This is a genomic window from Pseudoalteromonas nigrifaciens (assembly GCF_002221505.1).
Classification (GTDB): domain Bacteria; phylum Pseudomonadota; class Gammaproteobacteria; order Enterobacterales; family Alteromonadaceae; genus Pseudoalteromonas; species Pseudoalteromonas nigrifaciens.
In genome coordinates, this window is record NZ_CP011036.1 from 2609046 (window position 1) to 2634320 (window position 25275).

23 protein-coding genes and 1 pseudogene are annotated in these 25275 nt (G+C 39.8%); 13 read left to right on the forward strand and 11 right to left on the reverse strand.

Translation table 11 applies throughout. The features are described 5' to 3' along the window. Positions 1-5: 5 nt before the first annotated feature. Complete coding sequence (locus tag PNIG_RS12390) at positions 6-1247, forward strand: glycerophosphodiester phosphodiesterase family protein (RefSeq protein WP_089368617.1); 1242 nt, start codon at positions 6-8, stop codon at positions 1245-1247. A gap of 59 nt (positions 1248-1306) precedes the next feature. Beyond that, on the forward strand, positions 1307-2041 hold the full coding sequence (locus tag PNIG_RS12395; protein WP_089368618.1) for a dienelactone hydrolase family protein: 735 nt from the start codon (positions 1307-1309) through the stop codon (positions 2039-2041). Between the two features lie 58 nt (positions 2042-2099). Here the strand turns inward: PNIG_RS12395 and PNIG_RS12400 are convergent, their stop codons facing one another. Further along, the gene (locus PNIG_RS12400; protein WP_011328846.1) at positions 2100-3023 is read right to left on the reverse strand and encodes a LysR family transcriptional regulator; all 924 of its coding nucleotides are present in this window, start codon (positions 3021-3023) and stop codon (positions 2100-2102) included. Positions 3024-3166: 143 nt separating this feature from the next. Between PNIG_RS12400 and PNIG_RS12405 the strand changes: the two genes are divergently transcribed. The 3 genes and pseudogenes from PNIG_RS12405 to yghU all read left to right on the forward strand — a co-directional run bounded on the left by PNIG_RS12405 (position 3167) and on the right by yghU (position 5460). Next, on the forward strand, positions 3167-3850 hold the full coding sequence (locus PNIG_RS12405) for a type 1 glutamine amidotransferase domain-containing protein (protein ID WP_086998826.1): 684 nt from the start codon (positions 3167-3169) through the stop codon (positions 3848-3850). A gap of 113 nt (positions 3851-3963) precedes the next feature. Further along, positions 3964-4548: a rhomboid family intramembrane serine protease gene (locus PNIG_RS12410; RefSeq protein WP_089368619.1), complete on the forward strand. Its 585-nt coding sequence runs from the start codon at positions 3964-3966 to the stop codon at positions 4546-4548. Between the two features lie 72 nt (positions 4549-4620). After that, positions 4621-5460, forward strand: a pseudogene (gene yghU, locus PNIG_RS12415) (glutathione-dependent disulfide-bond oxidoreductase). 75 nt (positions 5461-5535) lie between these two features. Here yghU and PNIG_RS12420 read toward each other — a convergent pair. From PNIG_RS12420 to fucP, 8 genes are all read right to left on the reverse strand, one after another. Beyond that, the gene (locus tag PNIG_RS12420; RefSeq protein ID WP_011328850.1) at positions 5536-5991 is read right to left on the reverse strand and encodes a hypothetical protein; all 456 of its coding nucleotides are present in this window, start codon (positions 5989-5991) and stop codon (positions 5536-5538) included. 12 nt (positions 5992-6003) lie between these two features. Continuing rightward, the gene (locus PNIG_RS12425; protein WP_011328851.1) at positions 6004-6282 is read right to left on the reverse strand and encodes an EF-hand domain-containing protein; all 279 of its coding nucleotides are present in this window, start codon (positions 6280-6282) and stop codon (positions 6004-6006) included. Positions 6283-6491: 209 nt separating this feature from the next. Beyond that, positions 6492-7172 (reverse strand): response regulator, encoded by a 681-nt coding sequence (locus PNIG_RS12430; protein ID WP_089368620.1) that lies wholly within the window; start codon positions 7170-7172, stop codon positions 6492-6494. Positions 7173-7180: 8 nt separating this feature from the next. Then, positions 7181-8632, reverse strand: a complete 1452-nt coding sequence (locus PNIG_RS12435; protein ID WP_011328853.1) for an ATP-binding protein — start codon at positions 8630-8632, stop codon at positions 7181-7183. Beyond that, the gene (locus tag PNIG_RS12440) at positions 8632-9162 is read right to left on the reverse strand and encodes a hypothetical protein (RefSeq protein WP_011328854.1); all 531 of its coding nucleotides are present in this window, start codon (positions 9160-9162) and stop codon (positions 8632-8634) included. Before PNIG_RS12440 ends, PNIG_RS12435 begins: the two co-directional genes overlap by 1 nt. Positions 9163-9171: 9 nt before the next feature. Continuing rightward, positions 9172-10824 carry a YHYH protein gene (locus PNIG_RS12445; RefSeq protein WP_089368621.1) on the reverse strand — a complete coding sequence of 551 codons (1653 nt, stop codon included), beginning with the start codon at positions 10822-10824 and terminating at the stop codon, positions 9172-9174. 33 nt (positions 10825-10857) lie between these two features. Next, the gene (locus PNIG_RS12450) at positions 10858-11466 is read right to left on the reverse strand and encodes a flavin reductase family protein (RefSeq protein ID WP_089368622.1); all 609 of its coding nucleotides are present in this window, start codon (positions 11464-11466) and stop codon (positions 10858-10860) included. Positions 11467-11597: 131 nt separating this feature from the next. After that, entirely contained in the window at positions 11598-12905 is a 1308-nt protein-coding gene (fucP, locus tag PNIG_RS12455; protein WP_089368623.1) for an L-fucose:H+ symporter permease, read from the reverse strand. Positions 12906-13191: 286 nt separating this feature from the next. Here fucP and PNIG_RS12460 point away from each other — a divergent pair, with 286 nt between their 5' ends. The 7 genes from PNIG_RS12460 to PNIG_RS12485 all read left to right on the forward strand — a co-directional run bounded on the left by PNIG_RS12460 (position 13192) and on the right by PNIG_RS12485 (position 20870). Then, positions 13192-14349 carry an ROK family transcriptional regulator gene (locus PNIG_RS12460; protein WP_279628565.1) on the forward strand — a complete coding sequence of 386 codons (1158 nt, stop codon included), beginning with the start codon at positions 13192-13194 and terminating at the stop codon, positions 14347-14349. A 233-nt stretch (positions 14350-14582) separates the two neighbouring features. After that, positions 14583-14768, forward strand: a complete 186-nt coding sequence (locus PNIG_RS20200; RefSeq protein WP_241766320.1) for a hypothetical protein — start codon at positions 14583-14585, stop codon at positions 14766-14768. 15 nt (positions 14769-14783) lie between these two features. Beyond that, complete coding sequence (locus tag PNIG_RS12465) at positions 14784-17171, forward strand: TonB-dependent receptor (protein ID WP_244181040.1); 2388 nt, start codon at positions 14784-14786, stop codon at positions 17169-17171. Between the two features lie 63 nt (positions 17172-17234). Next, the gene (locus tag PNIG_RS12470; protein ID WP_024598256.1) at positions 17235-18227 is read left to right on the forward strand and encodes a carbohydrate kinase family protein; all 993 of its coding nucleotides are present in this window, start codon (positions 17235-17237) and stop codon (positions 18225-18227) included. A 445-nt stretch (positions 18228-18672) separates the two neighbouring features. Continuing rightward, positions 18673-20190 carry a cryptochrome/deoxyribodipyrimidine photo-lyase family protein gene (locus PNIG_RS12475; protein WP_089368625.1) on the forward strand — a complete coding sequence of 506 codons (1518 nt, stop codon included), beginning with the start codon at positions 18673-18675 and terminating at the stop codon, positions 20188-20190. After that, the gene (locus PNIG_RS12480) at positions 20180-20317 is read left to right on the forward strand and encodes a DUF2256 domain-containing protein (RefSeq protein WP_089368626.1); all 138 of its coding nucleotides are present in this window, start codon (positions 20180-20182) and stop codon (positions 20315-20317) included. The genes PNIG_RS12475 and PNIG_RS12480 overlap by 11 nt, the downstream gene beginning before the upstream one ends. A 124-nt stretch (positions 20318-20441) precedes the next feature. Continuing rightward, positions 20442-20870: an OsmC family protein gene (locus PNIG_RS12485; RefSeq protein WP_089368627.1), complete on the forward strand. Its 429-nt coding sequence runs from the start codon at positions 20442-20444 to the stop codon at positions 20868-20870. 62 nt (positions 20871-20932) lie between these two features. Here the strand turns inward: PNIG_RS12485 and PNIG_RS12490 are convergent, their stop codons facing one another. Next, positions 20933-22426, reverse strand: coding sequence for a dipeptidase (locus PNIG_RS12490; RefSeq protein WP_089368976.1), 1494 nt, complete (start codon positions 22424-22426; stop codon positions 20933-20935). Positions 22427-22601: 175 nt separating this feature from the next. On the opposite strand from PNIG_RS12490, the gene PNIG_RS12495 reads away from it, so the two are divergent. Beyond that, a complete protein-coding gene (locus tag PNIG_RS12495; protein ID WP_089368628.1) occupies positions 22602-22790 on the forward strand; it encodes a DUF2986 domain-containing protein in 189 nt (62 codons plus the stop codon). 147 nt (positions 22791-22937) lie between these two features. On the opposite strand, the gene PNIG_RS12500 is transcribed toward PNIG_RS12495, so the two are convergent. Further along, positions 22938-25064, reverse strand: a complete 2127-nt coding sequence (locus PNIG_RS12500; protein ID WP_089368629.1) for a TonB-dependent receptor plug domain-containing protein — start codon at positions 25062-25064, stop codon at positions 22938-22940. Between the last annotated feature and the right edge of the window lie 211 nt (positions 25065-25275).

Below are 25275 nucleotides of genomic sequence, written 5' to 3' on the forward strand. Positions count from 1 at the left end.
TTTAAATGCTCGATAAAATAATTTTAGTCGCCTGTTTTATTTTTATAATTACTGGCTGTAGCAATACACTAATTAAGAAACAAAATACTCAACTGGGTACGCGTCCTTATTATTTAATTAACGATATGGACGCTGGTGATTTAAAGGCACAATTAGAATCGTGTAGTGAAGGCCCTTTTTATCGCACCGACTTTTCAATTGGGCATCGCGGTGCGTCTATGCAGTACCCTGAGCATACCAAAGAAGCCTACACTGCGGCTGCAAGAATGGGCGCAGGTGTTGTAGAGTGCGATGTTACATTTACAAACGATAATGAGCTTGTATGTCGCCATTCACAATGCGATTTACACACCACAACCAATATTTTAGCCATTCCTAAATTAGCGGCTAAATGCAGCGAACCATTTATCCCCGCCGACGCTAAAAACGCAGTAACCGCCTCTGCAAAGTGCTGTACTAGCGACATTAGCTTGAGCGAGTTTTTAACGCTTAAAGGCAAAATGGATGGTGCAAACATGCAAGCTACTACTGCTAAGCAGTATATGCAGGGCACTCCCAATTGGCGCACCGACTTATACGCAACTAATGGCACATTAATGACGCATAAACAAAGTATTGCATTATTTAAAGCACTCGGGGTAAAAATGACTCCTGAGCTTAAATCACCAGAAGTTAGCATGCCTTTTAAAAGCATGACACAAGAGCAATACGCGCAAAAAATGTTAGATGAATACATGCAAATGGGTATACCGGCATCGCGAGTATACCCGCAATCATTTAATCTTGATGACGTAAAATATTGGATAAACAACAATCCTGATTTTGCTGATCAAAGTGTCTATCTTGACGGGCGCGATAGCGATGCTGGGTTCGATCCAAGTAATCCACAAACATGGCAACCTAGCATGGATGAACTGGTTACTAATGGGGTGAAAATTTTAGCCCCACCTATTTGGATGATGTTAAAAATAGATAAAGAAAGCAATATTGTGCCATCACAATACGCAATTGCCGCTAAAGCTGCAGGCTTAGAGCTTATTGCATGGAGCCTTGAGCGATCAGGTCCACTTAACCAAGGTGGTGGCTATTATTATCAATCAATTGCTGATGTAATAAATAACGATGGCGACATGATGAAAGTAGTTGATGTACTTGCGCAAGATGTTGGCGTAATGGCTATATTTTCCGACTGGCCAGCAACCGTAAGCTACTACGCAAGTTGCAATAAAATGCCTGCTAGTCTTTAACTAGTCGTATATTTTATCGCGCTCAGTTACCATATAAATTTATATAACTGAGCGCAATTATGATCATCGAACAACATAACGCCGACTTGCCTACCCCTACAGGGTTGATGCGAACCACTATATACCGCCCTCAGGCGCAAGGGTTGTTTCCTGCACTTATTTTTTACTCTGAAATTTTTCAGCAAACCGCCCCTATTGCCCGCAGCGCCGCTATTTTAGCAAGCCATGGCTTTGTAGTATTAGTACCTGAAGTATTTCATGAGTTAAATCCTATTGGCACTGTGCTCGCTTACGACGACGCAGGTAAAGACAAAGGTAATGCCGACAAATGGGCTAAACCTTTAGAGCATCACGATAGCGACACCCAAGCCATGATCGACTTTGTAAAACAACAAAACTATTGCACAGGTACGCTTGGTGTAATGGGTGTATGTATTGGTGGGCATTTAGCATATAGAGCCGCATTAAACCCTGAAATTAAAGCTGCATTTTGTTTATACGCAACCGATATTCACAGTAATACATTACCGGCAAAAGCAGGTAATAACTCATTTGAACGTATGGCAGATATACAAGGCGAAATTCACTTTGTATGGGGTAAACAAGATCCACATGTGCCGCAAGAAGGCCGCACTAAAATTTATCAGCAATGCGTTAATGCGGGTATAAATTACCAATGGCAAGAAGTAAACGCACAACATGCCTTTATGCGCGACGAAGGTGAGCGATACGACGCAGCGCTTGCAATAAGTATGTATCAACAAGCTGTGGCATTATTTAACCGCACTTTATAAATTAGATGTTTAAATTAATCCAAACGCTGGATAATAAATCTTTTAACCAGCGTTCATGTTAAATATTTTTTAGCATGCCTAAAGCAGTATGTTGTTTTACAAAGTAGGCTTTTAAATAATCTATAAATAGCCGCAATTTTTTAGAGCCTGCTGCGCCTGGCGGAAACACCCCATAAAGCTCAATATCTTTGCTTTTGTAATCGTCTAATATAATTTCTAGCAACCCTGCTTGCACTTTAGGCCACGCATCGTACAGCGGTATACGGCCTATGCCATGCCCGGCTTCAACAAAAGCAGTACGGGCAGCAGCGTTATTGGTACTTAAACCGCCTTGCATTGTAATGTCGTGTTTTTTACCTTCTTTTGAAAGAGTTAACGTTTTACTGCCCAATTGATACACCACCCATTGATGCTGAGCTAACTCAACAGGGTTTTTAGGTTTGCCAAAATGAGCAAAGTAATCTGGCGAGCCACAAATACAGGTACTCATTGTTGTGAGTTTAGTTGCTTGTAAGTTAGAGTCACTTAGCGCCACCCCACGAATGGCAAAATCAAACCCATGCTTTATAATATCAACTACATCATCGCTAAGTTGTAGGTCTATGTTAATTTTGGGGTATTGGCGTTTAAAGCTATTAATAGCAGGCACTATTAATTGCATCCCTACATTTACCGGACAACTAATTTTGAGCAGCCCCTGAGGCTCACTTTTTATATTTTCTATTTGTTGATTTGCTGCATTGGCTTGCTCAGTAATTATTCTGCAGCGCTCGTAATACGCCACTCCCGCCTCTGTTAATGCCATAGTGCGTGTTGAGCGATTTAGTAGGGTAATTTCAAGTTGGGTTTCTAATTTTTTTAAATGGTAACTTGCCACCGCACGCGTTAAACCTAAATGCTTAGCCGCAGCGGTTAAACTACCCTGCTCTACAATTTGTGCAAACACCACCATACTTTTTAACTGCTCAAACGACACTTTCATAACATCTCCTAAATCCACTGCATTATTGTATCAATTATTGAATCAATAAAATTAAATTTATCATCGTTGTTTAAAGCATTATTAGTGCATATAGTAGTTGGTAGCAAAATTAACTAATTTAAATCATCAAAAGGAATATTCTAATGGCTAAAAAAATACTTATGGTTTTAACCTCACATGCAGAATTGGGCAACACAGGTGAAAAAACAGGTTTTTGGGTAGAAGAATTCGCAGCCCCTTATTACGCATTTAGAGATGCAGGCGTTGAAGTCACTCTTGCATCGCCAAATGGCGGCCAGCCCCCGATAGACCCTACAAGTACTCTTGCTGATTTTCAAACTGATGCAACTAAACGCTACGACGCAGACAGCGCCGCACAAGCATTAATGGCCAATACCAAAGTGCTTAGTGAAGTAAATTCGACAGATTTTGACGCGGTATTTTACCCAGGCGGCCACGGCCCACTATGGGACTTAGTAGAAAACACCGACTCTATTGCACTTATTGAAAGCTTTATTAAAGAGCAAAAGCCAGTAGCGGCTGTTTGTCATGCCAGTGCCGTATTTTTGAATACTAAAGATGCCGATGGTAATGCACTTGTTGCTGGTAAAAAAGTAACTGGTTTTACTAACAGTGAAGAAGCGGCAGTACAACTTACCGACATAGTGCCGTTTTTAGTAGAAGACGAACTGATTAAAAAAGGCGGCGACTATCAAAAAACGGATGACTGGGGTGTACTTGTACTCGAAGATGGCCTAGTAATTACCGGTCAAAACCCAGCAAGCTCAGAACTTGCTGCTAAAAAGCTACTAACCAAACTAGGTTAATAACGATTTATAAGTAAAAAGCACAGCATTTAATGCTGTGCTTTTTTAATTGCTTTGCATTAGCAAATACAATTCCTATACTGGCAACTATTAAGCTCAACTAGGACTATTATATGGCAACCACACGGTCATTACTAACAAGCAAACGCTTCGCTATTTTTAGTATTGTTACAATTTGCTTTGTTTTACAGCTAATTAATAGCTTACCTGGCATTAATCTTAATGGTTTTGGCATTTATCCGCGCAGCATTAATGGCTTAATTGGCATACTGAGCGCGCCATTTTTACATGGCAGTTGGTGGCACTTTGCCAGTAACATGCTGCCTTTTATGGTTTTAAGTTGGTTGATTTGCCAATACAGCGTTAAGCGTTTTTATAACGTATTTATTTTTACCGCATTAGTAGGTGGTTTTTTAGTATGGGCACTTGGTCGTAGTAATATTCATGTTGGTTTAAGTGGCGTTATATATGGGTTGTGGGGTTTTATACTTTGCTATGGCGTAATTAGACGTTCATTTAAATCCATTGTTATTGCTGTTGTCGTTGCCCTACTTTACAGCGGATTTGTTTGGGGTGTACTACCACAGCGCTTGCATATTTCGTTTGAAAGCCACTTATTTGGAGCATTGAGCGGATTGTTTTTAGGCTATAAATTAGCAAAATCCGACAAACTTAAAAGTCGAAAAACTCGCCTTTAATTTATTTTAATGGCCACATTTATTAATACATATATTTTTTATATGTATTTCATTTAAACAGAGGTTATTTTTATGAGTGATCAAAATCAATACACCCCACCCAAAGTTTGGACATAGGACAGTGAGAGTGGCGGTAAATTTGCCAGTATTAATCGCCCCATTGCCGGCGCAACTCATGACAAAACCTTACCTATTGGCGAGCACGCATTTCAGCTTTATTCGCTTGCTACACCAAATGGTCAAAAAGCCGCTATTATGTTTGAAGAGCTGTTAGAGCTGGGCTTAACCGATGCAGAATACGACGCATATTTAATCAGCATAGGTGATGGTGATCAGTTTGGTTCTGACTTTGTTGATATTAATCCAAATTCAAAAATTCCAGCGTTAATGGATCATTCAACCACGCCGCCAACGCGTATTTTTGAATCGGGCTCTATACTGCAATACCTAGCAGAAAAGTTTGATGTGCTTATACCTAAAGATTTAAAAGCTAAAACTGAATGTCGTAACTGGCTATTTTGGCAAATGGGCTCAGCGCCGTACTTAGGTGGTGGCTTTGGCCACTTTTATAGTTATGCACCCACTAAAATGCAATATCCTATTGATCGTTTCACCATGGAAACCAAGCGCCAGCTTGACGTGCTAAACCGCCATTTAAGTGCAAACGAATACATGGCAGGAGATGAGTACTCAATTGCCGATATCGCAATTTGGCCTTGGTATGGCTCTTTAGTGCTTGGCGACATTTATGATGCAGCTGAATTTTTAGATGTTGCCTCATACACTCACGTTGTACGTTGGGCTAAACAGGTTTCAAAGCGCCCTGGCGTAAAACGTGGTCGTCGCGTTAACCGCACATGGGGACCTGAAGAAGAGCAACTAGCAGAGCGCCACAGTAGTAGTGACTTTTAACCTTGCTGTTATTGATAAACTAAAAAATCAGCTGTAATAGCTGATTTTTTAGTTTAGGTGTTGCCTTATTTATAATTACGCTTTAACACTCAGTATCGAATCACCTTGTGATAAAGCAAACTTTTCTTGAACCGCCGATAAAATAGAACTTTTATCTTCGTCATTTAACTGGCTTGAATACTGCGCTAACAACTCATCTAAATAACTAACTACATCTTTAGTATTTACTTGCTCAATTGAATTTTTAGGCGGTGGTGGCGGGCGCTGACCTTCAGGTCGAGCATCATCACCTATGCTTTTAGCGTCAAACTCCAACTCGCCCATTAGCTCAGCCAACTCTTTTGTTGGCGCTATACCTTGCTCTTTAAGTGCAGCTTGAATACTTAGCGCGTTTTCTGCCGTTAAATTTTCGGCATCGAATTCAGCGAGTGTTTGTTTTACAAAGTCACTTTGTGCTGTTGTTAACTTTGCGGTTTGGCTACTTTGTTGCAGCACCAGGCTTGCAGAATTACTGCTAATATTATTAATCATTACAGTATCCTTTCAACGCTTACGACGAGGTGGTTTATGATCATTTACTTCTTGCTCACTAATTTCGCCATTACCATCTGAATCTATTTCGTCAAAAATTGTTTGTGCGTCTTCGCCGTGTGGTGGTTTTTTAGCGCTAAACTCTGCATAGCTAATTACGCCATCGCCATTGGTATCCATGCTTGAAAAATCAGGTTTAGGTGGTTTGCTATCGCTGCCTCTTGCTGCAACATTTACTGAAAAAGCAACCGACAATAGTGTAATAATTGTAAGTGATGATAAGTGTTTCATGCTCGTAACCTTTTGTTTAATTAATAACAAAAGATTACGCTGTAAAAATGCAAATAATGTGCAAATAATGAGGAAGTCAAAATAATGTATATCGCTAATGCATAAATTTAAAATGATAGCAAAATGCTAATGCGAGTAAAAAGCTAAAGTGGTTATTAATTACTTACGTTAACGCATCGTATTATGCTAATTAATCAAACATTTTGTTGTTAATTACACTGCTGTGGATTTACAAAGCGATAACCAACACCATAAACCGATTGAATAACGCTGTCGGTTTTGGTTAATTCATCCAGCTTTTTACGCAATTTTTTTATATGACTATCAATAGTACGCTGGCTCACAATACGTTGATCGGCGTACATAGTATCCATTAAGCTATCGCGCGAATAAATACGGTTAGGGTTGTTAAACAAAGGCTTAAATAACTGAAACTCAACATTGGTAAGCTCAATACTTGCTGCTTTGTATTTTACACTGTAGGTGCTTTCATCAAGTTGCATAACATTGGTTTTTGGCTCAACGTTATTCAAGCGCCTTAAAATAGCTTTAACACGCGCCACCAGCTCTGCATAACTAAAAGGCTTACAAATATAGTCATCGGCTCCTAATTCAAGCCCAAGTAATCGGTCAATCTCCTCTACCTTTGCCGACACCATAATGATAGGCACATTAGAGAACTGCCTAATTGCTTTACACAATTCAATTCCGCTTTGACCAGGTAGCATTATGTCGAGCAAAATCACACTAGGCTTGTTAATTTCAAGCCAAGGTAGTACTTCATTACCATGATGTATTTGATGCGTTATGTAATGATGGCTTGTTAAAAAATCGCTTATTAAGTTAGCCAGCTTAACCTCATCTTCTACAATCAGTATTTGCTCTTGCATAGTGTCCTCTAAGCTTTAAATAAGGGTAATTTAATAATGATAGCAAGACCGCCTAAACTAGATTTTTCAGCTTTAATCTCGCCTTTATGACCTTTAACTATGTGCTGACAAATAGATAACCCCAAACCCGAACCGCCCTCTTGGCGATTTCGCGAACTATCTACTCGGTATAAATACTCAAATAAGTGCGATAAATGCGACGGCTCAACCCCCACGCCATTATCTTCAATAATAAGCTGTAAATACATTTGCCCTTTAATACTTATATTACTCGCCGTTAATGAAATAGTAGAGCATTGTGCGTAATGCACTGCGTTCATTAAAATATTATCGAATAACTGTAAAAGGCGTGTTTTATCTGCTTGAACGGTTATATTTTTTGCAGCATTTAATAGGTAAAGCTTTATATTATGTTGCTCAAGTATAACCTGATATTTTTGCTCAATAGTATTTAATAACAATGCCATATCAGTAGCTTGCATAGTGTAATGCATGCCCCCTAACTCTGCGCTATTGAGCATATGCAAATCGTCTATTAAGCGCTTTAAATGCAGGGCTTCGTCGTTGGCCGAGTTTATATTTTTTGCATTTGGCTCGCGTATGCCAAGTAGCATAGCTTCAAGCTCACCAAGCAAAATGCTCATTGGCGTTCTAAGCTCATGAGAAATATTGGCAAGCCAGCGTTTACGTACTTGCTCGTCTTTGGCGAGCGTAAATGCAAGCGTATTAAAATCCTCGCTTAACTGCCCTAGTTCGTCTTTTCGATCTAGGGTCAGCTTAGTCTCGTAATTGCCTTGCGTTAAGCGGTGCATACCGTTAGCTATTTGTTTTACTGGGCTAACTAAATGCCGAGATAATAAAAAGGTAACCAGTAATGTAAGCAGTACCGCCGCTAAAGCAATAAACCATAAGTAGTTTGTTTGCTGCTGTAAAAAATCAAGTTCGTAGCCATCAACTAAGCTATCTCTTTTGGATACAGCTAAATAACCAACCGCTTTATTATTCACTGTAATGGCTGTAGTCATATAGTTTAAATTACTTAAATACCTGCCCACTATTCGCTGTTTATTTTCGTCAAGCAAAGCATAATGAGCAATATTTTCAGGAGGTGGTCGGCGCGCGCCTAAAACAATATGCTCGGATGGTGGTGGCCGGCGCATCATTCGCCCTCTTGGATCAGGGCTTTTTGGTAACTTAGATAAAAACTGGCTGTTTTCTAGTTGCGATTCTATAAGCATTCTAAAGTTTTTGTCGCCGCCAATAACTAACTCCCACGAGGGCGTTTTTTGATACTGCTTTGCAAGTTGTAGCGTAAGTGGTTCTAATGCTTTTATCTCTTTTGCATTAACAAAATCAATAACGCCTTGCCCTATACTCCACTGTATAAGTATTACCATCCCTGCAATAACACTAAAGGTAAAACTAAATAGTATTAAAAAAAGTTTATTATGAATTTTCATTAATGCGTATTTTTAACCTTGCTAGGAAAGCTTTCAAATCGGTATGTTATAAACTCTTTGGTTTGATCATTAACATACAACGTAGCAACTATTTTTTTGCCCTGAGCGGTCCAATACATGTGACCATGATTATTTAAAGTAACCGATACGGTATTTATACCACTTTTAAATAAGTTAGCAGGTAAATGCAATGCATGTCCGTAAATTCGCTGTATTTTAACGCCATTAATATATAAATGAGCGTGGCCTTGTAAAAAACCGGTATTTTCGTTTGTTGTCGCGCTCATCATTTGTTGCATGTTCATGGCGCCCTCAGGAGGCACTGATAAATCATAACGCTGTGTATCTAGAATTAAGTTATAACCCGACATACTATCTTTTAATAACTTAAGGCTCAGTGCCGGTGTGGGTGCAGCGTTTGGTACTGCAATAGGCATATGGCTATGATCCATCATTTCCTGCTGCGCAAAGAGCTTAAAGCTCAATAGCACAGCAGTAGTTAGGATCAATGCGTATTTAAAATAACGCATAGTTACTCCTTACCTTCTTGGTGGTGGACCCATTGTTTCGCCCGTATCACAGCGACCAATTGAATTATCAGCTAATTGACCTTTAAAACGTGGCCCAATTTGATAAGGGAACGAAGGCTGTAATTTACCATCGCTGTCTAACGAAAGTGTTATGTGGTAGTGATAACCTTTACCATCGTTGGTATCGTGGCCGTTATGCTCATCAAGTTGTGCACCTGCTACTGTTTTTTGGGCGTAGTAATAATCTTCAAAATAATAACCGTCGTCGGCATTTAATGTATTACCTGAAAGTGTTGTTACTTCTGCGCCAATAGCTGGGCCTGTATCGCTTATTTGTGTACCTTGGCTAATATCGTATTGATTGACTAAAGTACAGCTTCGCTCACCTTGCGTACCACAACCGCCCTCGCTTGTTGATGCACCATAATCGCGCATTTCCCAACCGCTTAATGCAAGTTGCCCGTTACTTTCATAAGGGCCATAAAGTGGGTAGCCATCAGCTGCAAAACCATAAATTGGTGAATGCGCATCGCCATCATCTTCAAGTAAATCAGCTAAGCAGCTCGTGTAAAAATGATGATGATATTCTCCGTTAGCAGCGTGTCCGCCACATACATCCACATCGTATTGTTCGGCAATTGGCGCTAACGTATACCAAACATTATTACCGTAGCTCATACCATCGCCCCAATTAAATATGCTGGTGCCATTAACCATTAAACCAACTGTACCTAGGCCAGTTTCACAGGTTTCGGTGTCAGGTAAATCGGTGGGTGTTATTGGAAAGTACGCTTCTACAGCTTGTACAGTCGGACAACCAGGTCCTGGAGGCCAATAGCCTGCACCGCCTGTATCATTACAATTTTCAGTGCTGCTGTTATAACCTATGTCTTCACCAAAAGAGATTGTTTGCCCTACTGCTGCTGAGGTTACACCGTTATAAAAATCGGTGGCTGCACGTGGGCGGTTATTTAGCGCGTCTACTTGCTCTTGTGTAAGCGTTACGTCATATTTTGGAATATCTGTGGTTTGCACGTACATGTATTCAACGTCAGCATCATCTTGTGCAACGCTAACAACTTCAACTGATTGCACATCTTCAACCACTGCACCATTATTTTGTATATAAGTAGAAGTTGTATCCTTGTTAATTAGCCAACTAGCAAGCTTTGCACTGGTATTGCTAGTATAATCTGATGATGCACGCACAGTAATTGTTACACTATCTATAACAACATCATTAGTGCCATCATCTGCACTGAGTTCAAATATCAGTGCTTCGTCGGTTAATACCTCAGGTGCTACAAACTCTGTTGACGTTGCAGTACTTAAAGATAAACTAACGGTTGTGCCCGATGTTTGCGACCAGCTAACCGATACTTCACCATCATCTTCAACCGTAGCGTTTAAATAAACGGTATCACCCGCATTAACTATTTGATCAATACCCGCATTAACTGTTGGAGCTGCATTACTGACTATTTCGCCTTCAATAGTTGCACTTGTTGAATCGCTATTACATGCGCTTAAAGCGATGCAAAGTGCACTTAATGCGAATAACTTAGCTACATTCGAGGTTTTTGTTTTAGAGTGCGTTTTCAATGTTTGAACCTTTACATTAACGTTTAATAAAACAAAGTTAACAAGTAAAAGTGCAAACAATGTGCACAAACTAAGGAAGAATCTACATTAAAATTACAATTGTGGCCTTTTGAGCACAAATTTATCTTTGGTTGTACTAAAGTAATCGCCGCCCATTTTGCCCACTGCATTTAATAATTCAGGGTCAATATAGCCATTACTCATCACGCTATCGTTTATACAAATACCCACTACATCCAATAACATCATTTTTCCGCCGCCAGGCTCATTGGAAATGCTAATAACCTCGCGTAACTTACATTCAAACCGTACTTTTGAATCGGCAACGCTTGGCGCGTTAACTAACTTACTTGGAGCTTGGGCAATGTTAGCTGCATCAAACTCGCTTATATCACTAGGATAATTTGCACAACTTTGGTTCATTTTTTCAACTAGCTCTTGGCTAACTATATTAACCACACATTCTTTAGTTGCCATTAGATTACTAAGCGTATCTTTATTCGTTTTATCACTAGGGTTTACTTGCGTAACACTTAAAACAGCTGGCTTGCAACTAGCCACAGTAAAAAATGAATAAGGCGCAATATTTGCACTACCTTCGCTATTTAATGTACTTATCCATGCGATAGGCCTTGGGCTGATACCGCCTACTAAGTAAGAGTAAACATTTTGGTTGGTATTTTCGGTGAGATCTAAAAACATATTTTTTCAACTAAATAAGAATATCAACATGCCTAATATCTTAATCCGATGAAGGTTGGGGTTAAAGAAGATTTACAAATGAGAAAAGTTAAAAAGTAAAACCGAGCCTTCAGGCTCGGTTTTCAATCCATTTAGCAAGGCGCTACATTATTGAATACTCTGACTTTTGTTTTTAAATCAAATGCAGCATAAGCTGCAACAATAATAAAACACCCCGCAGGCACAACATAAGAAAACGCGACACTGTATGTATCAATAAACACAGCTTGGAATACAGGAACTATCGCTCCACCTAAAATAGCCATTACTAAACCAGCAGCACCTAGTTTTGCATCATCGCCTAACCCATGTAGTGAAATCGCGTAAATAGTTGGAAACATTAACGACAAGCAAGCCGATATACTTACCAGCGCCCATACGCCACTTATATTTGGCATTTTCACCATATAAAAACACAGCAGCATTGCAATAATAGAGGTTGCCATTAACAGTTTGGCAGGACGAATAAATCCCATAAGCCAGGTCATTACAAATCGAGAAACTAAAAAGGTGATCATACTGTATTGTAAAATACTTCCCCCAGTAACTTCATTTGTATCGAGTGCCTCCATTACGTACTGGATGGTAAATGTCCATACACAAGTTTGCGCCGCAACATTAAAAAACTGGGCGATAACACCAAAGCGGTAATGGGTATTTTTAAACAAGCGCTTAAACGTTGCACTAAATTCTACATGCTTAGAGACTTTTTTTTGCTTACAAAAATTAGGTGTTTTAGTAAACGCAATTGCCAACCAAATAAAAACCAACACACAAGCCATACCAACATAAGGCACCATAACTGCATCAAGTTCTGCGCTTATAATGCTAGTTAATTGCTCACTATTCATATTTGTGCGCTCACCAGAGGTTGCGGTATTGAGCTTTGGTAAAATAAGGGTGGCGGCTAAAAAAACACCAATGTTAGTACCGACAGGGTTAAATGATTGCGCCAAATTCAACCTGCGAGTTGCACCTTGTTTGGTGCCCATTCCCATTACATAAGGGTTTGCTGATGTCTCTAAAATAGATAAGCCTCCAGCTAATACAAACAAAGCCACTAAAAAAAAACCATAAGTCATTGCTTGGCTGGCGGGATAAAACAAAAATGCTCCGATTGCAGCCATCCCTAAACCGGTTAACACACCTGTTTTATACGAAAAGCGTTTATTGATATATGCCGCCGGAATAGCTAGGCAAAAGTAAGCTCCATAGTAGCTAAATTGTACCAATGCAGACTGCACTGACGACATAGTAAAAATTTTACTAAACACTTTTACTAGCGGATCAGTCATGTTTGCCGCAGCTCCCCATGCAGCAAAGCACAGAACAAGTAAAATAAAGGGAACCACCATCTCCTTGGAGACAAGAGGTGTTTGTGTGTGTGTGTGTGTGGTCATTGCCGTGTCTCAGTTGTTAATGTTAAGTAAAGCATTTAACCAGTTAAATATCATTCCGTCAATAAATCAACTATAGTTACTTATTGACCTCCTGTGACTTATTTATACTCTGTCGTAAATTTAATAATAAGAAATGAACCCGGCAATAAAGCTAATATAGTCGCCAATTACACACACTCGGTGTACAATTAATCAGGTTATTCAAGATAATAACAACTAGGTAGGAATAATTATCAAATCTAAAAACCCTCGACTCTCTTTACAAGAAGGCCGAAGCCAATCTGGCCTGCGTGCTCATAATGAACGCCGAATTATGTCATTAATTCGCCAACACGGTAGTGCTCCAAAAGCTGAAATTGCACAAAAAACAGGGCTTTCAGCACAGGCCGTCACAGTAATTATCAATAGTTTAGAAGCCGAATCGTTATTAATACGGAAAGACCCTCAGCGTGGTAAGGTTGGCCAACCAACCATCCCATTTGCGTTAAATCCAGATGGTGCATTTGGAATTGGCTTAAAAGTAGGTCGTCGCAGTTTTGATTTAACCTTGATTGACTTATTAGGAAATATACGCGCAACTTTGCACGAAAACTGCGCTTACCCCACAGTACAGAGCTTGCTAACCTTTTTAGAGAAAGGGCTCGGCGTACTCAAAATGAGCTTAAGTGACGAACTAGCCAAACGTATCTTAGGTGTGGGTGTTGCAACCCCTTACGAAATTTGGAACTGGACAGAAGAAGCCGGCGCTCCAAAAACAGTATTGAATGAATGGAAGTCTTTTGATTTTAAAGAAAAAATAAATAAAATTGTACATCTTCCCGTGTATGTATGTAATGATGATACCGCTGCTTGTTCAGCTGAATTAAGCTTTGGTAATCCTGCTCGTTTTAGCGATTTTTTATATATTTTTATTGGTACTTTTATTGGTGGTGGAGTTGTTATAAACGAAACCTTATTTACTGGTAAAAAAGGTAATGCCGGCGCTATAGGTTCATTACCTAGGCCTATGCTTAATAGTGAAGGCCAACTAACTTCCCAACAACTTATTATGCAATCATCACTGTATATTCTCGAAAAAATGCTCAAAGGTGATGGCTACAATACTGACATACTATGGAGTTCAAAAGAGTATTGGGGAGACTTAGGCCCCGTACTCGATAAGTGGATAGACCAAGTTGCAGATGGCCTCGCCTACGCGGCATTGTGTTCTTTAGCTATTTTTGATTTTGAGGCAATTGTCATTGATGGCGCCATTCCTATCAATGTCAGAGAAAAAATAGTTTTGGCAACAAAGTTAAAATTGAGCCAGGCTGATCATCGCGGTATTAATCGCTGTGAAGTACAAAGTGGCTCTATTGGCGCCAAGGCTCAATCAGTAGGCTGCGCTAACCTTCCCTTACTTATCAACTTTTCTCAAGATCACGCAAGCCTTTCACACCACTAATATACTTTAAAGTTAAAAAGCAGCCATCGGTAACGTTGGCTGCTTATTTATTTTTTATCAGAGGTAAAAAATTCACTTAAACAATCAAAAAGCTGTACAAAAAAATAATAAGTAATAATAGTTGATTTATTATTTTAAGTTCTCTACATTCTATTTACAAATTTGATAACACTGACATGTTTGATTAATAAAACCGCAAATTTGTATACACACAACAAAGAGAGAACAGAAAAATGAAAGTATCAGCAAAAATGACTCTAATTGCAGTCGCTGTAGGTCTATCCATATCCCCTAGCGTCTTGTCACAAGAGCAACAAGTAGCAAAAAGTGATTTAGGGTTTGAGCGCATCATTGTAACGGGAACATCTCGGCCAAAAGAGAAAATCGAATCAACTAATGCAATAACTACCTTTAACTAAGCAAAGTTAGAGCAATTGGCTCCGCACAGTGTTGCTGAATTAGTGCGAAGTATTCCTGGTTTTCATGCCGAAGACACCGGTGGAGAAACCGGTAACAACGTAGCCCCACGAGGCTTTCCGTTATCAACGCAAACAGAGTTTACAGCACTACTTCGTGATGGTATGACCGTGTTTTATAATCAAGATATTTTATTTACTCAAAATGATCGCTTTACCCGTTTGTCTAATTTTGTTGGCAGCGTTGAAGCTATTCGTGGTGGTGCCTCGTCAATTTTTGTTGGTAGCGCGCCAGCTGGGTTTATTAATTTTATTTCTCGTGAAGGCTCCGATGATACCCAAGGTGATGTGTTTTTTGAAACCAACAGCAACAACCGCCTAGGTGGACAAGGTTGGGTTAGCGGATCAATAGATGATCAAACAATCTATGCTGTTGGCGCTTGGTATCGCAAGGATGACTCTGCACGCGATCCGGGGTATACAGCTAACCAAGGTGGTGAGCTTAATGGCAATATTAAGCACTTTTTTAAAGATGGCAGCGGCTTTACTCGCTTTGAGTTTAATAAACAAAATGATAGATCATTCTTTTTTATTCCTCAGCCATTAATAGGCTCAACCACCAATGCTAAAACAATCCCAGGCGGGATGGATATCAGAGATGGCACTACCGGTAATTCAGCAGGTGCGCGTTTATTAACTCTTAATAACGCCCCAAGCGTCGACATTGATTTAGATATTGCAGATGGTAACTACGCTAATGTGACCTACTTTGGCAATACAACCGAAATTGAAATCAACGAAAACTTAGTCTTTTCAAACCAAATGCGTTATACCGATATGCTAACAACCTTTACCGGCATCATTAACGTAAGCAACGCCGAATCGTTAGCTAGCAAAGCACAAGCTATATATGCTGCAAATACTGATGCACTTGCAGATGCCATGGTTGATGGTAACCTAAATTACGATATACGCGATGCAGGAAACGGTTTTGTATTGGCTGATTCAAGCAACGTAAATACCTACAACACCAATGGATACGGAATAAACGCTGGCTTTTGGCATAGACGTTTTGAAGGCGATAACTTTCAAAACGAAACCAGATTCAACTACACCTTTGATGATGTAGGCGAAGGGACTCTTTACGCTAATTTTGGCTTATTCTTCTCTAATATTAATGGCCATGTTACCGACTATCGAATTAATACACTGCAATCAGTAGAGCCCCAGCCACAGCGCTTAGATGTTGTATTTACAGATGCACAAGGTGATGACATTGCCAGCGGTACTTACAAAGGTATTCAGGCTGGATCACATGGTTTTGCCGATATTGTTTATAGTGAAAATACCCTTGCGCCATTTGCTGACTTTGAATACGAGCTTGAAGATGTGTCGTTTAATCTGGGCTTAAGATACGAAAACCTCAAAGCAGATGGTGAAGCGCAAAACCAAGCTAATTACACAATTGACAGTTTTGCTAGCGATACTGATACCGTCAATGGGAATATTGCCCTGCCCTTTGGTGATGGGACTTACCGAAACTTTGATGTTGAATACAGCGAAATGGCATGGACAGTTGCGGCTAACTACAAATTTAACGACGACTTAGCGGTATTCACTCGATATGCAGATGGTTTTCGTATGCCTGATGTAGATAAATACATGGCGATTACCAACCTAACTAGTCAAGAGGAAATTAATCAATTTAATAACTCTGAGAGACGCGAAACACAACCAGCTTCAACGGTAATGGCCGAGGTGGGCATTAAATATAACGAAGGTGATGTCGCAGCATTTGTAACCGGTTACTTCGCCGCTGCGGATGATTTATTCTTTAATGTACCTACTGTTGAAAATGGTCAAGTAGTGCAACGTCAAGCCTTTAGAAACACAGAAACCTTAGGTGTAGAAGCCGAATTTAACCTGCAAATCACCCAAGACTGGCGCATTGGTGTATCTGCAACGTACCAATCACCCGAATTTGTAAACACACCAGCGGCGCAATACTTGGATGCTAATGGAAGCTCTGCCTCTATTGATATAAACGGCAACTTACCTGTACGTGTGCCTAAGCACTTTGGCCAATTAACTAGTAGCTATCAGTTTGAAGATTTTTCGTGGGGTATGGCAGCTATTCATGGTAGCTACTCTTGGAGCGGTAAACGTTATGCCGACGACGCCAACACAGCAGAACTGCCTATGTATGGCATGTTAAACCTTGGTTTATCCCTTGAAAACGAAGACGGTTATTACCTTCGTGCCGATGTTAAAAACCTAAATAACTCAGAAGGCTTATCAGAGGGGGATCCTCGCGCAGGTGAAACGGTAGCAGGTCAAGCAACTACATTTAATGCGCGCGTTGTCTTACCTCGTACCTTTAGCCTTACTATTGGTAAGCGTTTTTAATTTTACTCTAATCTAGGGTATCGTCATGCAAAGCGATACCCTCGCAATTTTTAGGAAAATATAATGGAAGTAGTTGCAATTGGTGAAGCTTTAATAGATATACTCTCACATGACTGCATGCACAATAAGGCATCAAATAGCGAACTAGACTTCACACAGTTTGCCGGAGGCGCACCCGCTAATGTTGCTGTAGCCGTAGCAAAGCTTGGTGGTTCAAGTTATTTGCTTGGTAAAGTAGGCAATGATAAATTTGGTCGCTTTTTAATAAATGCACTCAAAATGTATAATGTAAACACATCTTATGTTGGCTTTTCAAAAAAAGGGAAGACGGCACTCGCGTTCGTATCGTTGGATGAAAACGGTGAACGTACATTTGAATTTTACGATAAAGATGCTGCACATTACGATTTACAAATAACCGATTTAGAGCCCTCTTTATTTTCAACACCTAAAATTGTGAGTTTTTGTTCAGGCTCTTTTGCAAAACCTTTAGTATTAAATACAACCTTACATGCGCTAAAACACTTTAAAGAATCAGGCTCGGTTACATGCTTTGACATTAACTTTCGTTCAGCCTTCTGGGATGAACCACTCACAGCTAAATCTGTTATTGAGGATGTTGCTAAAACAGTTGATGTTATTAAAGCGAGTAAAGATGAGCTGATCTCGCTTTATGGAATAGAGCATATTGATACCACTATTAGAAGTTGGGTAGATAGTGGCGTAGCTTTAGTTTTAATGACCGATGGTGGCGAGCCTATTACTTTTTCATCTAGCTCATTTAGTGGTACTTATCCTTGCCCTAAGGCATATGTTGTGGATACCACAGCTGCAGGCGATGCGTTTGTAGGTGGTTTTTTATATCAAATATCTTCGCTAGTGAGTAATAAAACAGAATTTACTGACTGGGCAAATAACTTTACTAACGTTTCAAAGGCTATCGACTTTGCTACTAAATGCGGAGCCAAAACAGTAGCAACGTTTGGAGCCTTTGATGCCCTACCTACATACCATGATATCTCGGCGAGTACCCTTAAATCTTCGTGTCGATGTTAAAAACCTAAATAACTCAGGAAACTTATCAGAGGGAAGTTTCACTCAGGTTAAACGGTAGCAGATCAATCAATTATATTTAATGCGCGCGTTGTCATATCTCGTGTCTTTAGCTTTACTATTGGTAAGCGTTTTTAATTTTACCCTAACTGAGGGTATCGTCATACAAAGCGATACCCTCGCAAGTTTTAGGAAAAGATAATGGAAGTAGTTGCAATTGGTGAAGCTTTAATAGGTGTACTCTCACATGACTGCAAGTGCCAAAATTGCTTAAGTATCACGGTAATTCTCCCTATTTATAATACTTCTTTTATTGGCGACTCATTTTAGTATCACCTTAACATGAGTTGCCTATATCAAAATCGTTTTTACACTAGTCTTCTTTTACATTTAATACGTATTGGTTTTGTCCTATTATTTATAATGCCACGGTTTTAATATTGCCAGTATGAAAGAAAAAATAAACATCGTGTGGTTTAAACGTGATTTACGTCTTAGCGATCATCAACCATTAAAAAATGCATTTAGTAATGGCTTACCTACCCTATTACTTTATAACTTTGAGCCATTACTGCTTGAAGATGCGCATTACAATGAGCGACATTGGCGTTTTGTATATCAATCTATAGTTGAGTTAAACAATCAGCTTGCTCGTTTTAATGCCTGTGTTTATATATTTAATTTAAATATGAACGATTTACTTGAATCGTTAAAGGCGCAGTTTGAAATAATAAATATTTTTAGTCATCAAGAAATAGGCTTAAACAACACCTTTGGGCGCGATAAGGCAATAAAAGCCTGGTGCCAGCATAATCACATTAACTGGCTAGAGTCGCAAACAGGCGCGGTTATTCGCGGCAAAAAAAATCGTAATAATTGGAATGAACGCTGGCAGCAAACAATGCAAGCACCTATTGCTGTTCCTAATTGGAAGAGTATAAAAACAATTACCCTCAATAACTACCAAGCGCCTGAGCTGCCAAGCGCTTACACTCAAGATCACGACAGCTTTCAACAAGGCGGCCCGTTGCATGCACGCCAAGTAATGCAGAGCTTTTTTGCCGAGCGCGGTAAAGGTTATCAAAAAGGAATATCGAGCCCAAGTTTAAGCCAAACCCATTGCTCTCGGCTTTCGCCTTATTTAGCGTGGGGGAACATTAGCCTTAGGCAAGTGTATCAAATGGCAATTGATGAATATCACTCAAAGCACCCTGATAAAAGAGGCTGGAAGCGCCCACTTGCTGCGTTTGTATCGCGCTTGCATTGGCACTGCCACTTTATGCAAAAGTTTGAAAGCGAATGCTCTATGGAGTTTTTAGCACTTAATCCGGGTTATCACGTATTTCCGTATCGCGATGATGAACATGTTAAAAACGATATTGGACGCTGGGCGCAAGGTCAAACAGGTATTCCCATTATTGACGCTTGCATGCGCTGCTTAAAAGCCACCGGTTATATAAACTTTAGAATGCGCGCCATGCTTGTAAGCTTTGTAACCCATCATTTAAATATAAGTTGGCAGCAAGCAAGCTTTCCACTCGCTAATTACTTTTTAGATTTTGAGCCCGGAATTCACTACCCGCAAATTCAAATGCAGGCCTCGGTTACTGGCATTAATACCATTAGGCATTACAACCCAATAAAGCAGTCGGAAGATCAAGATCCAACAGGCGCGTTTATTAAAAAGTGGTGCCCCGAACTTGAAAAACTCCCTATTGAATATTTACACCAGCCTTGGGAGCAAACTCCTATGGAAGCGCTATTTAACGATTTTAAGCTAGGGGAAGATTACCCCGAGCCCATGCTTGATTTAACCGCAGCCTCAAAAGCAGCGCGCGAACGTTTATGGCAGTACCGCGAGCGAGCAGATGTTAAACGCGCCATAGGGAGTATTCTTAAAAAGCACGTTGGCGTTACCCGCACTACAACTAAAGTAAAAAATAAAACCACTAACGATGGCTCATAAAAAGCAAAGCTTACCTCAGAAAATATGCCCCATTTGCAATAAACATTTTACGTGGCGTAAAAAATGGCAACGCGACTGGGACAATGTTATTTACTGCTCAAAGCGCTGTAAGTGCAATAAGCAATAATAGCTGGCGCTCATCTTGCACTAACCTTATAAATACAACGCTTTTTAGCTATTTTGTGATTATTTTTGCAAATAACACTCACCTAGTATGAAAAGCTTACCGCCAATGCAATAAGGAGAAGATGATGACAATTAAAAAATCTGCAAACTCAAAATGGTCTGGTGATATTAAAACAGGTAAAGGGAGTATTTCTACGCAAAGTGGCGCGCTTAATAATCAACCCTACGGATTTAATACCCGCTTTGAAGATAAACCCGGCTCAAACCCTGAAGAATTAGTAGCTGCGGCGCACAGTGCATGCTTTAGTATGGCATTATCGCTAGCATTAGGTGAAGCAGGGTTTACCGCCGACAACATTGATACCAAAGCGGTAGTTAGCTTAGATGAAGTAGACGATGGTTTTGCTGTTACCCACATTGCGCTTGAAGTTAATGCTAAAATTGCTGATATTGCAAACGAGCAGTTTCAAGCTTTATGCGATCAAACCAAAAAAGGCTGCCCTATTTCTAAACTAATGAATGCTGAAATATCACTCAAGGCTGAGCTGAACTAACTATTGTAAATACATTATTAAAACGCCGCATTTATTTGCGGCGCTATATTACATGCGTTTAGTTACATATTACCTAGCTCTATCATCATCGCGGTGTACATGCGCAAGTTAAGCTTTAGCTGCTCAAGGGTAATAAACTCATGCTCAGAGTGTCCGGTGTAACGCTTACCTGGCATTGATGGGCCAAACGATACCGCATTATCAAATAACTTAGCGTTAGTACCGCCGCCAATAGAGACAAAGCCGGCTTGTTGATCACCCGTAAAGTGCTTAAAAATATCAAGTAATTTTTGCGCATGCGGCGCGCCATCAAGTAGCATAGGCGTACCAATAATAGTTTTAACATCATTTAGTGTTACATTGTTAGTGGCTTGCCATTTTGCTAGGGCACTGTCTACTTGCTGCTTTAACACCAACTCTTCTTTGCCCATAGGACGGCGCGCATTTACACTAAGCGTTAGGGCATTTCCCTCTCGCTCAATCACAGTAGGTGCCACTGTCATTGGCCCCATAAAATCATGTTTATAGGCAATATCGCCAAACTGTTTGCCATGAATATCTAAACCAATTAGCTGATTTACAAAGTTAATTAACTGCCCATCGCTATTATTTTCAAGCACTAGACCTTTAAATATTTCGGCTAAATAAGCAATTGCGTTAACACCCGACTCTGGCTCTGATGAATGCGCCGATACGCCTTTTACACTAATTGCGACAGCAGTATCGCTTTGCTGAGCAAAGTTAAACTCTACTTGCTTAAGCGTACTGGCTTTGGCTTTTAATTGAGTAAGTAACTTAGCATCGGCATTATGCAGTACTAGGCTGGCGTCTTCTGGTATTTGGCTTACAAATGCACCACCTGCAACATCACTAACATAAACGCCTGTTTTTGCCGAGGTAGCATTGAACGTTGGCGCAATTAAACTCCACCCTTTTTCAGCCACCACTACCGGGTATGACGCATCAATTGTTACTGCGTACTTTGGCTGCTCATAGGTTTTCATAAACTCAGTAAGCGAGCCCCAATCAGACTCCTCAGCAAGGTAAATCATTAACTCAATGCGGTTATTAAGCGTTATGCCTTTATCTTTAATGGTTTTCATGGCGTAAAGCGCTGTCGCTATTGCGCCTTTATCGTCTTCGGTACCGCGGCCAATTAAGCGCCCAGGCTCTGATGTTGTATCAATAATAAATGGGCTTTGCTGCCACTTACTCGCATTAGCTGGTTGCACGTCGCCGTGTGTTACTACTGTTACTTTATCGCTTTGTTCCCCAAGTCCAATTAATACTGTGTAGCCTAAATCCTGATAATCTAAACCCAGCTCGGCCGCTTTCATTTTGAGTAAGGCTTTAAAACCAATAAAATCGGGGTTTTGTGGTGCGCTAATATCGCTTTTATTCACAGTAGGAAATGATACTAAATTGGTTAATGTATGTACCTGGGCGCTTTGGTAGGTATTTACGGCATAATTGGCAACACTATCAATATTTTTATTTAACTGTGCTTGGGCACTAAACGCAAATAATGCAACACTGGCTAACGCTAACTTTTTCAAAACAATTCCCATTTAATTAATCACTAAGAAACATAATTATAACCTTGTGCATCTCACACAAACAGCGCTTTGCGGTAAAGTCACATAACAACCAGTGCAATTAGTTAAATATTTATATAGTTGCTTTTATACTTGGTGCTATATAATGCGCGCCTTAAAATTATGAGTATTAAACATGAACCGTCGCAAAAAAATCGTTACTAAATTTCAAAAGAAAGATAAGCGCACCAATGCCAAATTACATAAAAGCAAAAAGCCAGGTTATGTATCAAAAGCTGAGCGCGAAAAACTTGAAAAACTTACTGACGAAAAAGTAGAACAAACAACTGAGCAAACCGCTGAAGCTGAAGCTGAGCAACAATAAGCGCTTTTAGGCGCTTATTGCTTTAAGTTTTTACGGATCTATTGTGGTAAAAGTAGCGTATCGCTCAATAACCTACTACCACAGTGGTAACTATTAATTTAAAAGCCATAGTAAATTTATATAGCCTTTCTATTTACCGTTTCAACCTTAAAACGCGTAGCTTAATGCTAAATTTAATGATCTTCCTTGTCCTGCTAATTGTGTAAAGCCGGTTGCGTTATCTTGTTTAAACCCCGCAATGCTAACCCCACCTAATGGTAGTTGGTAATACTGATCAAATAAATTTGTTACCTCAACACTTAGCGTAAATGCATCCCACACAGCTTTAGAACTTAAATTAACTAAATGATAGCTATCGGTTTGGTTTTCAAAGCGGTTGTTATCTACTCTTGTTTTAGTATCGACCCATTGCCATAAAAGCGAGTTTTCAACATTGCCAATTTGCTGGCTAATACCAAGTTGAGTTTGCAATGGTTTTATTTGATAAAGCGACTGAGTGCTAGAGTTATCGTCGCGTTTGCCACGGGTGTTAGTTATATTTGCTTTTAACTGCCACTGACCTAACTGTTCAGATTGATAAATACTGGCACTTAAATCTACTTTAGCGCCATATAAAATGGCGTCTACATTAGTAAACTGCAAAATATTGCGACTATTACCGTCAATGCCTGAACTATTAAAGTTCCTTACTATGTCAGCATCAATATAATCACTCACATCGGTATACCAAATATTAGTGCTTACACGCCAGCTGTCGTCTTTTGCCAATTTAGTATAAGTAGCACTCATTGTATGTGCGGTTTCAACGCCAAGATCTGGGGTGCCAATATAACCATTACCATCGCCGTACCAGCCAATCATGGTGGTTGCCATATTGCTAACCCCCCAACTGTATCGCTCGTATAAGTTTGGCGCGCGATTTTTACGAGCAATACCAAGTTGCAGTTCATCAACGTTAGTTATTTGGTAATTAATTAATACGTTTGCATCAACTACAGTATCGGTTTTATTTCTACTCCCTGCATTAAACGTATTTGCTGCTATAGCGTCACTTGGCCCTATATGCATACCGCCCATGTGCATACCTGTGTTATATGCCTGTACTTCACTTACTTGGGTATTTATATTTTCAATACGCACACCCGTGTTTAACCATAGTTTTTTACTATTTTGGCTTTCATATTCTGCAACAAGTGCAATGCGTTCACGCTTTCCATTATTAATATTTTTATAGTCGTTTGGCCCCATCATGGCCGAGCCTGTAATACTTGGCCACCAATCATCAATACTATAATGGTAATATTCTTGAGCTAGCAATATGCTGCTATCGTTATCTAAATTTATACGCCATTTTAACTGGCTGCTTATATCTTCTGCGTCGGTTTTCATTGGCATCATGCCGATTTTTTCTGCGCTAAAAAATCCCATATCGTGTTTTACGCTATGCCAATTTACTTGTCCTGTAAACTCGCTGCTCGCAAATGCTCGTTTGTATTGCGCTGTAACCCCGTAACTGGTGTTATCTGTCATATCCATATACTGATTAGCAAAGCCTTGATACGGAATTTTTTGATGACTAAGCTTAACTACAACCTGCTGTTTATCGTCGCGTATAGCTGCGGTTAAACTGTGATTTTGGGCGCGATACAACGTATCAAGCACTACATCGCCGTTACCGTCTTCATAGCTGTTTGCATCACTAAACGAGCCCTGATAATTAACGCTAAGTGTATTACTTGCTAAACGTGCACCTACTCCAAAATTACGACCATTGTCAGCAGTGCTGTACTTTGCCGATACATAACCAGAATGCCATGCTAAATCGCTATTTTGAGTGTATTGCGGTGCAATAGAGTTAACACTTATTACACCTGCTATATTATCGCCACCTGCACTTACCGGTGATACACCGGCAACCACATGATAAGACGTAACTTGGTTCGCCGAAATGTAAGACAACGGCGGATTCATTTGATTAGCGCATGCCGCCGTTATTTCTGCGCCATCAACTAATACTTTTACTCTGTCGCCCATTAAACCATTTAAAATAGGTAAATTAGATACGCCACCAGCAGCTGAAAAATCGACACCTAAATCACTTAATAGCGACTCTGTAGAGCCAAGTGCTAAATGTTTATTTTGAGCATGCCCATGTACTTCAATCACTTCTATAGATGTATCGTCGGCAAATACTAAAGGTGATAAAAGCCCACTTGTTAAAAACACTAAAGGTGAGAGTAAGTAAGGTGTACGGTATATTATTTTATGCGCCATTATTTTATTCTTTGGACTGCTATTATTAATGACGTAATTATACTGGATTCACCTTACTTGCATGCGCGACATAATGTCGCACTTTATTAACTATAATCAGTATTTTTAGCCAAGCTTATCTTTTTATATTAGGTTATTTGCCTCTCTAAATTAACCACACGACATTAAGATTTTTATTAAAGTAATTAATTTACCTTTAACGGCCAGCTAA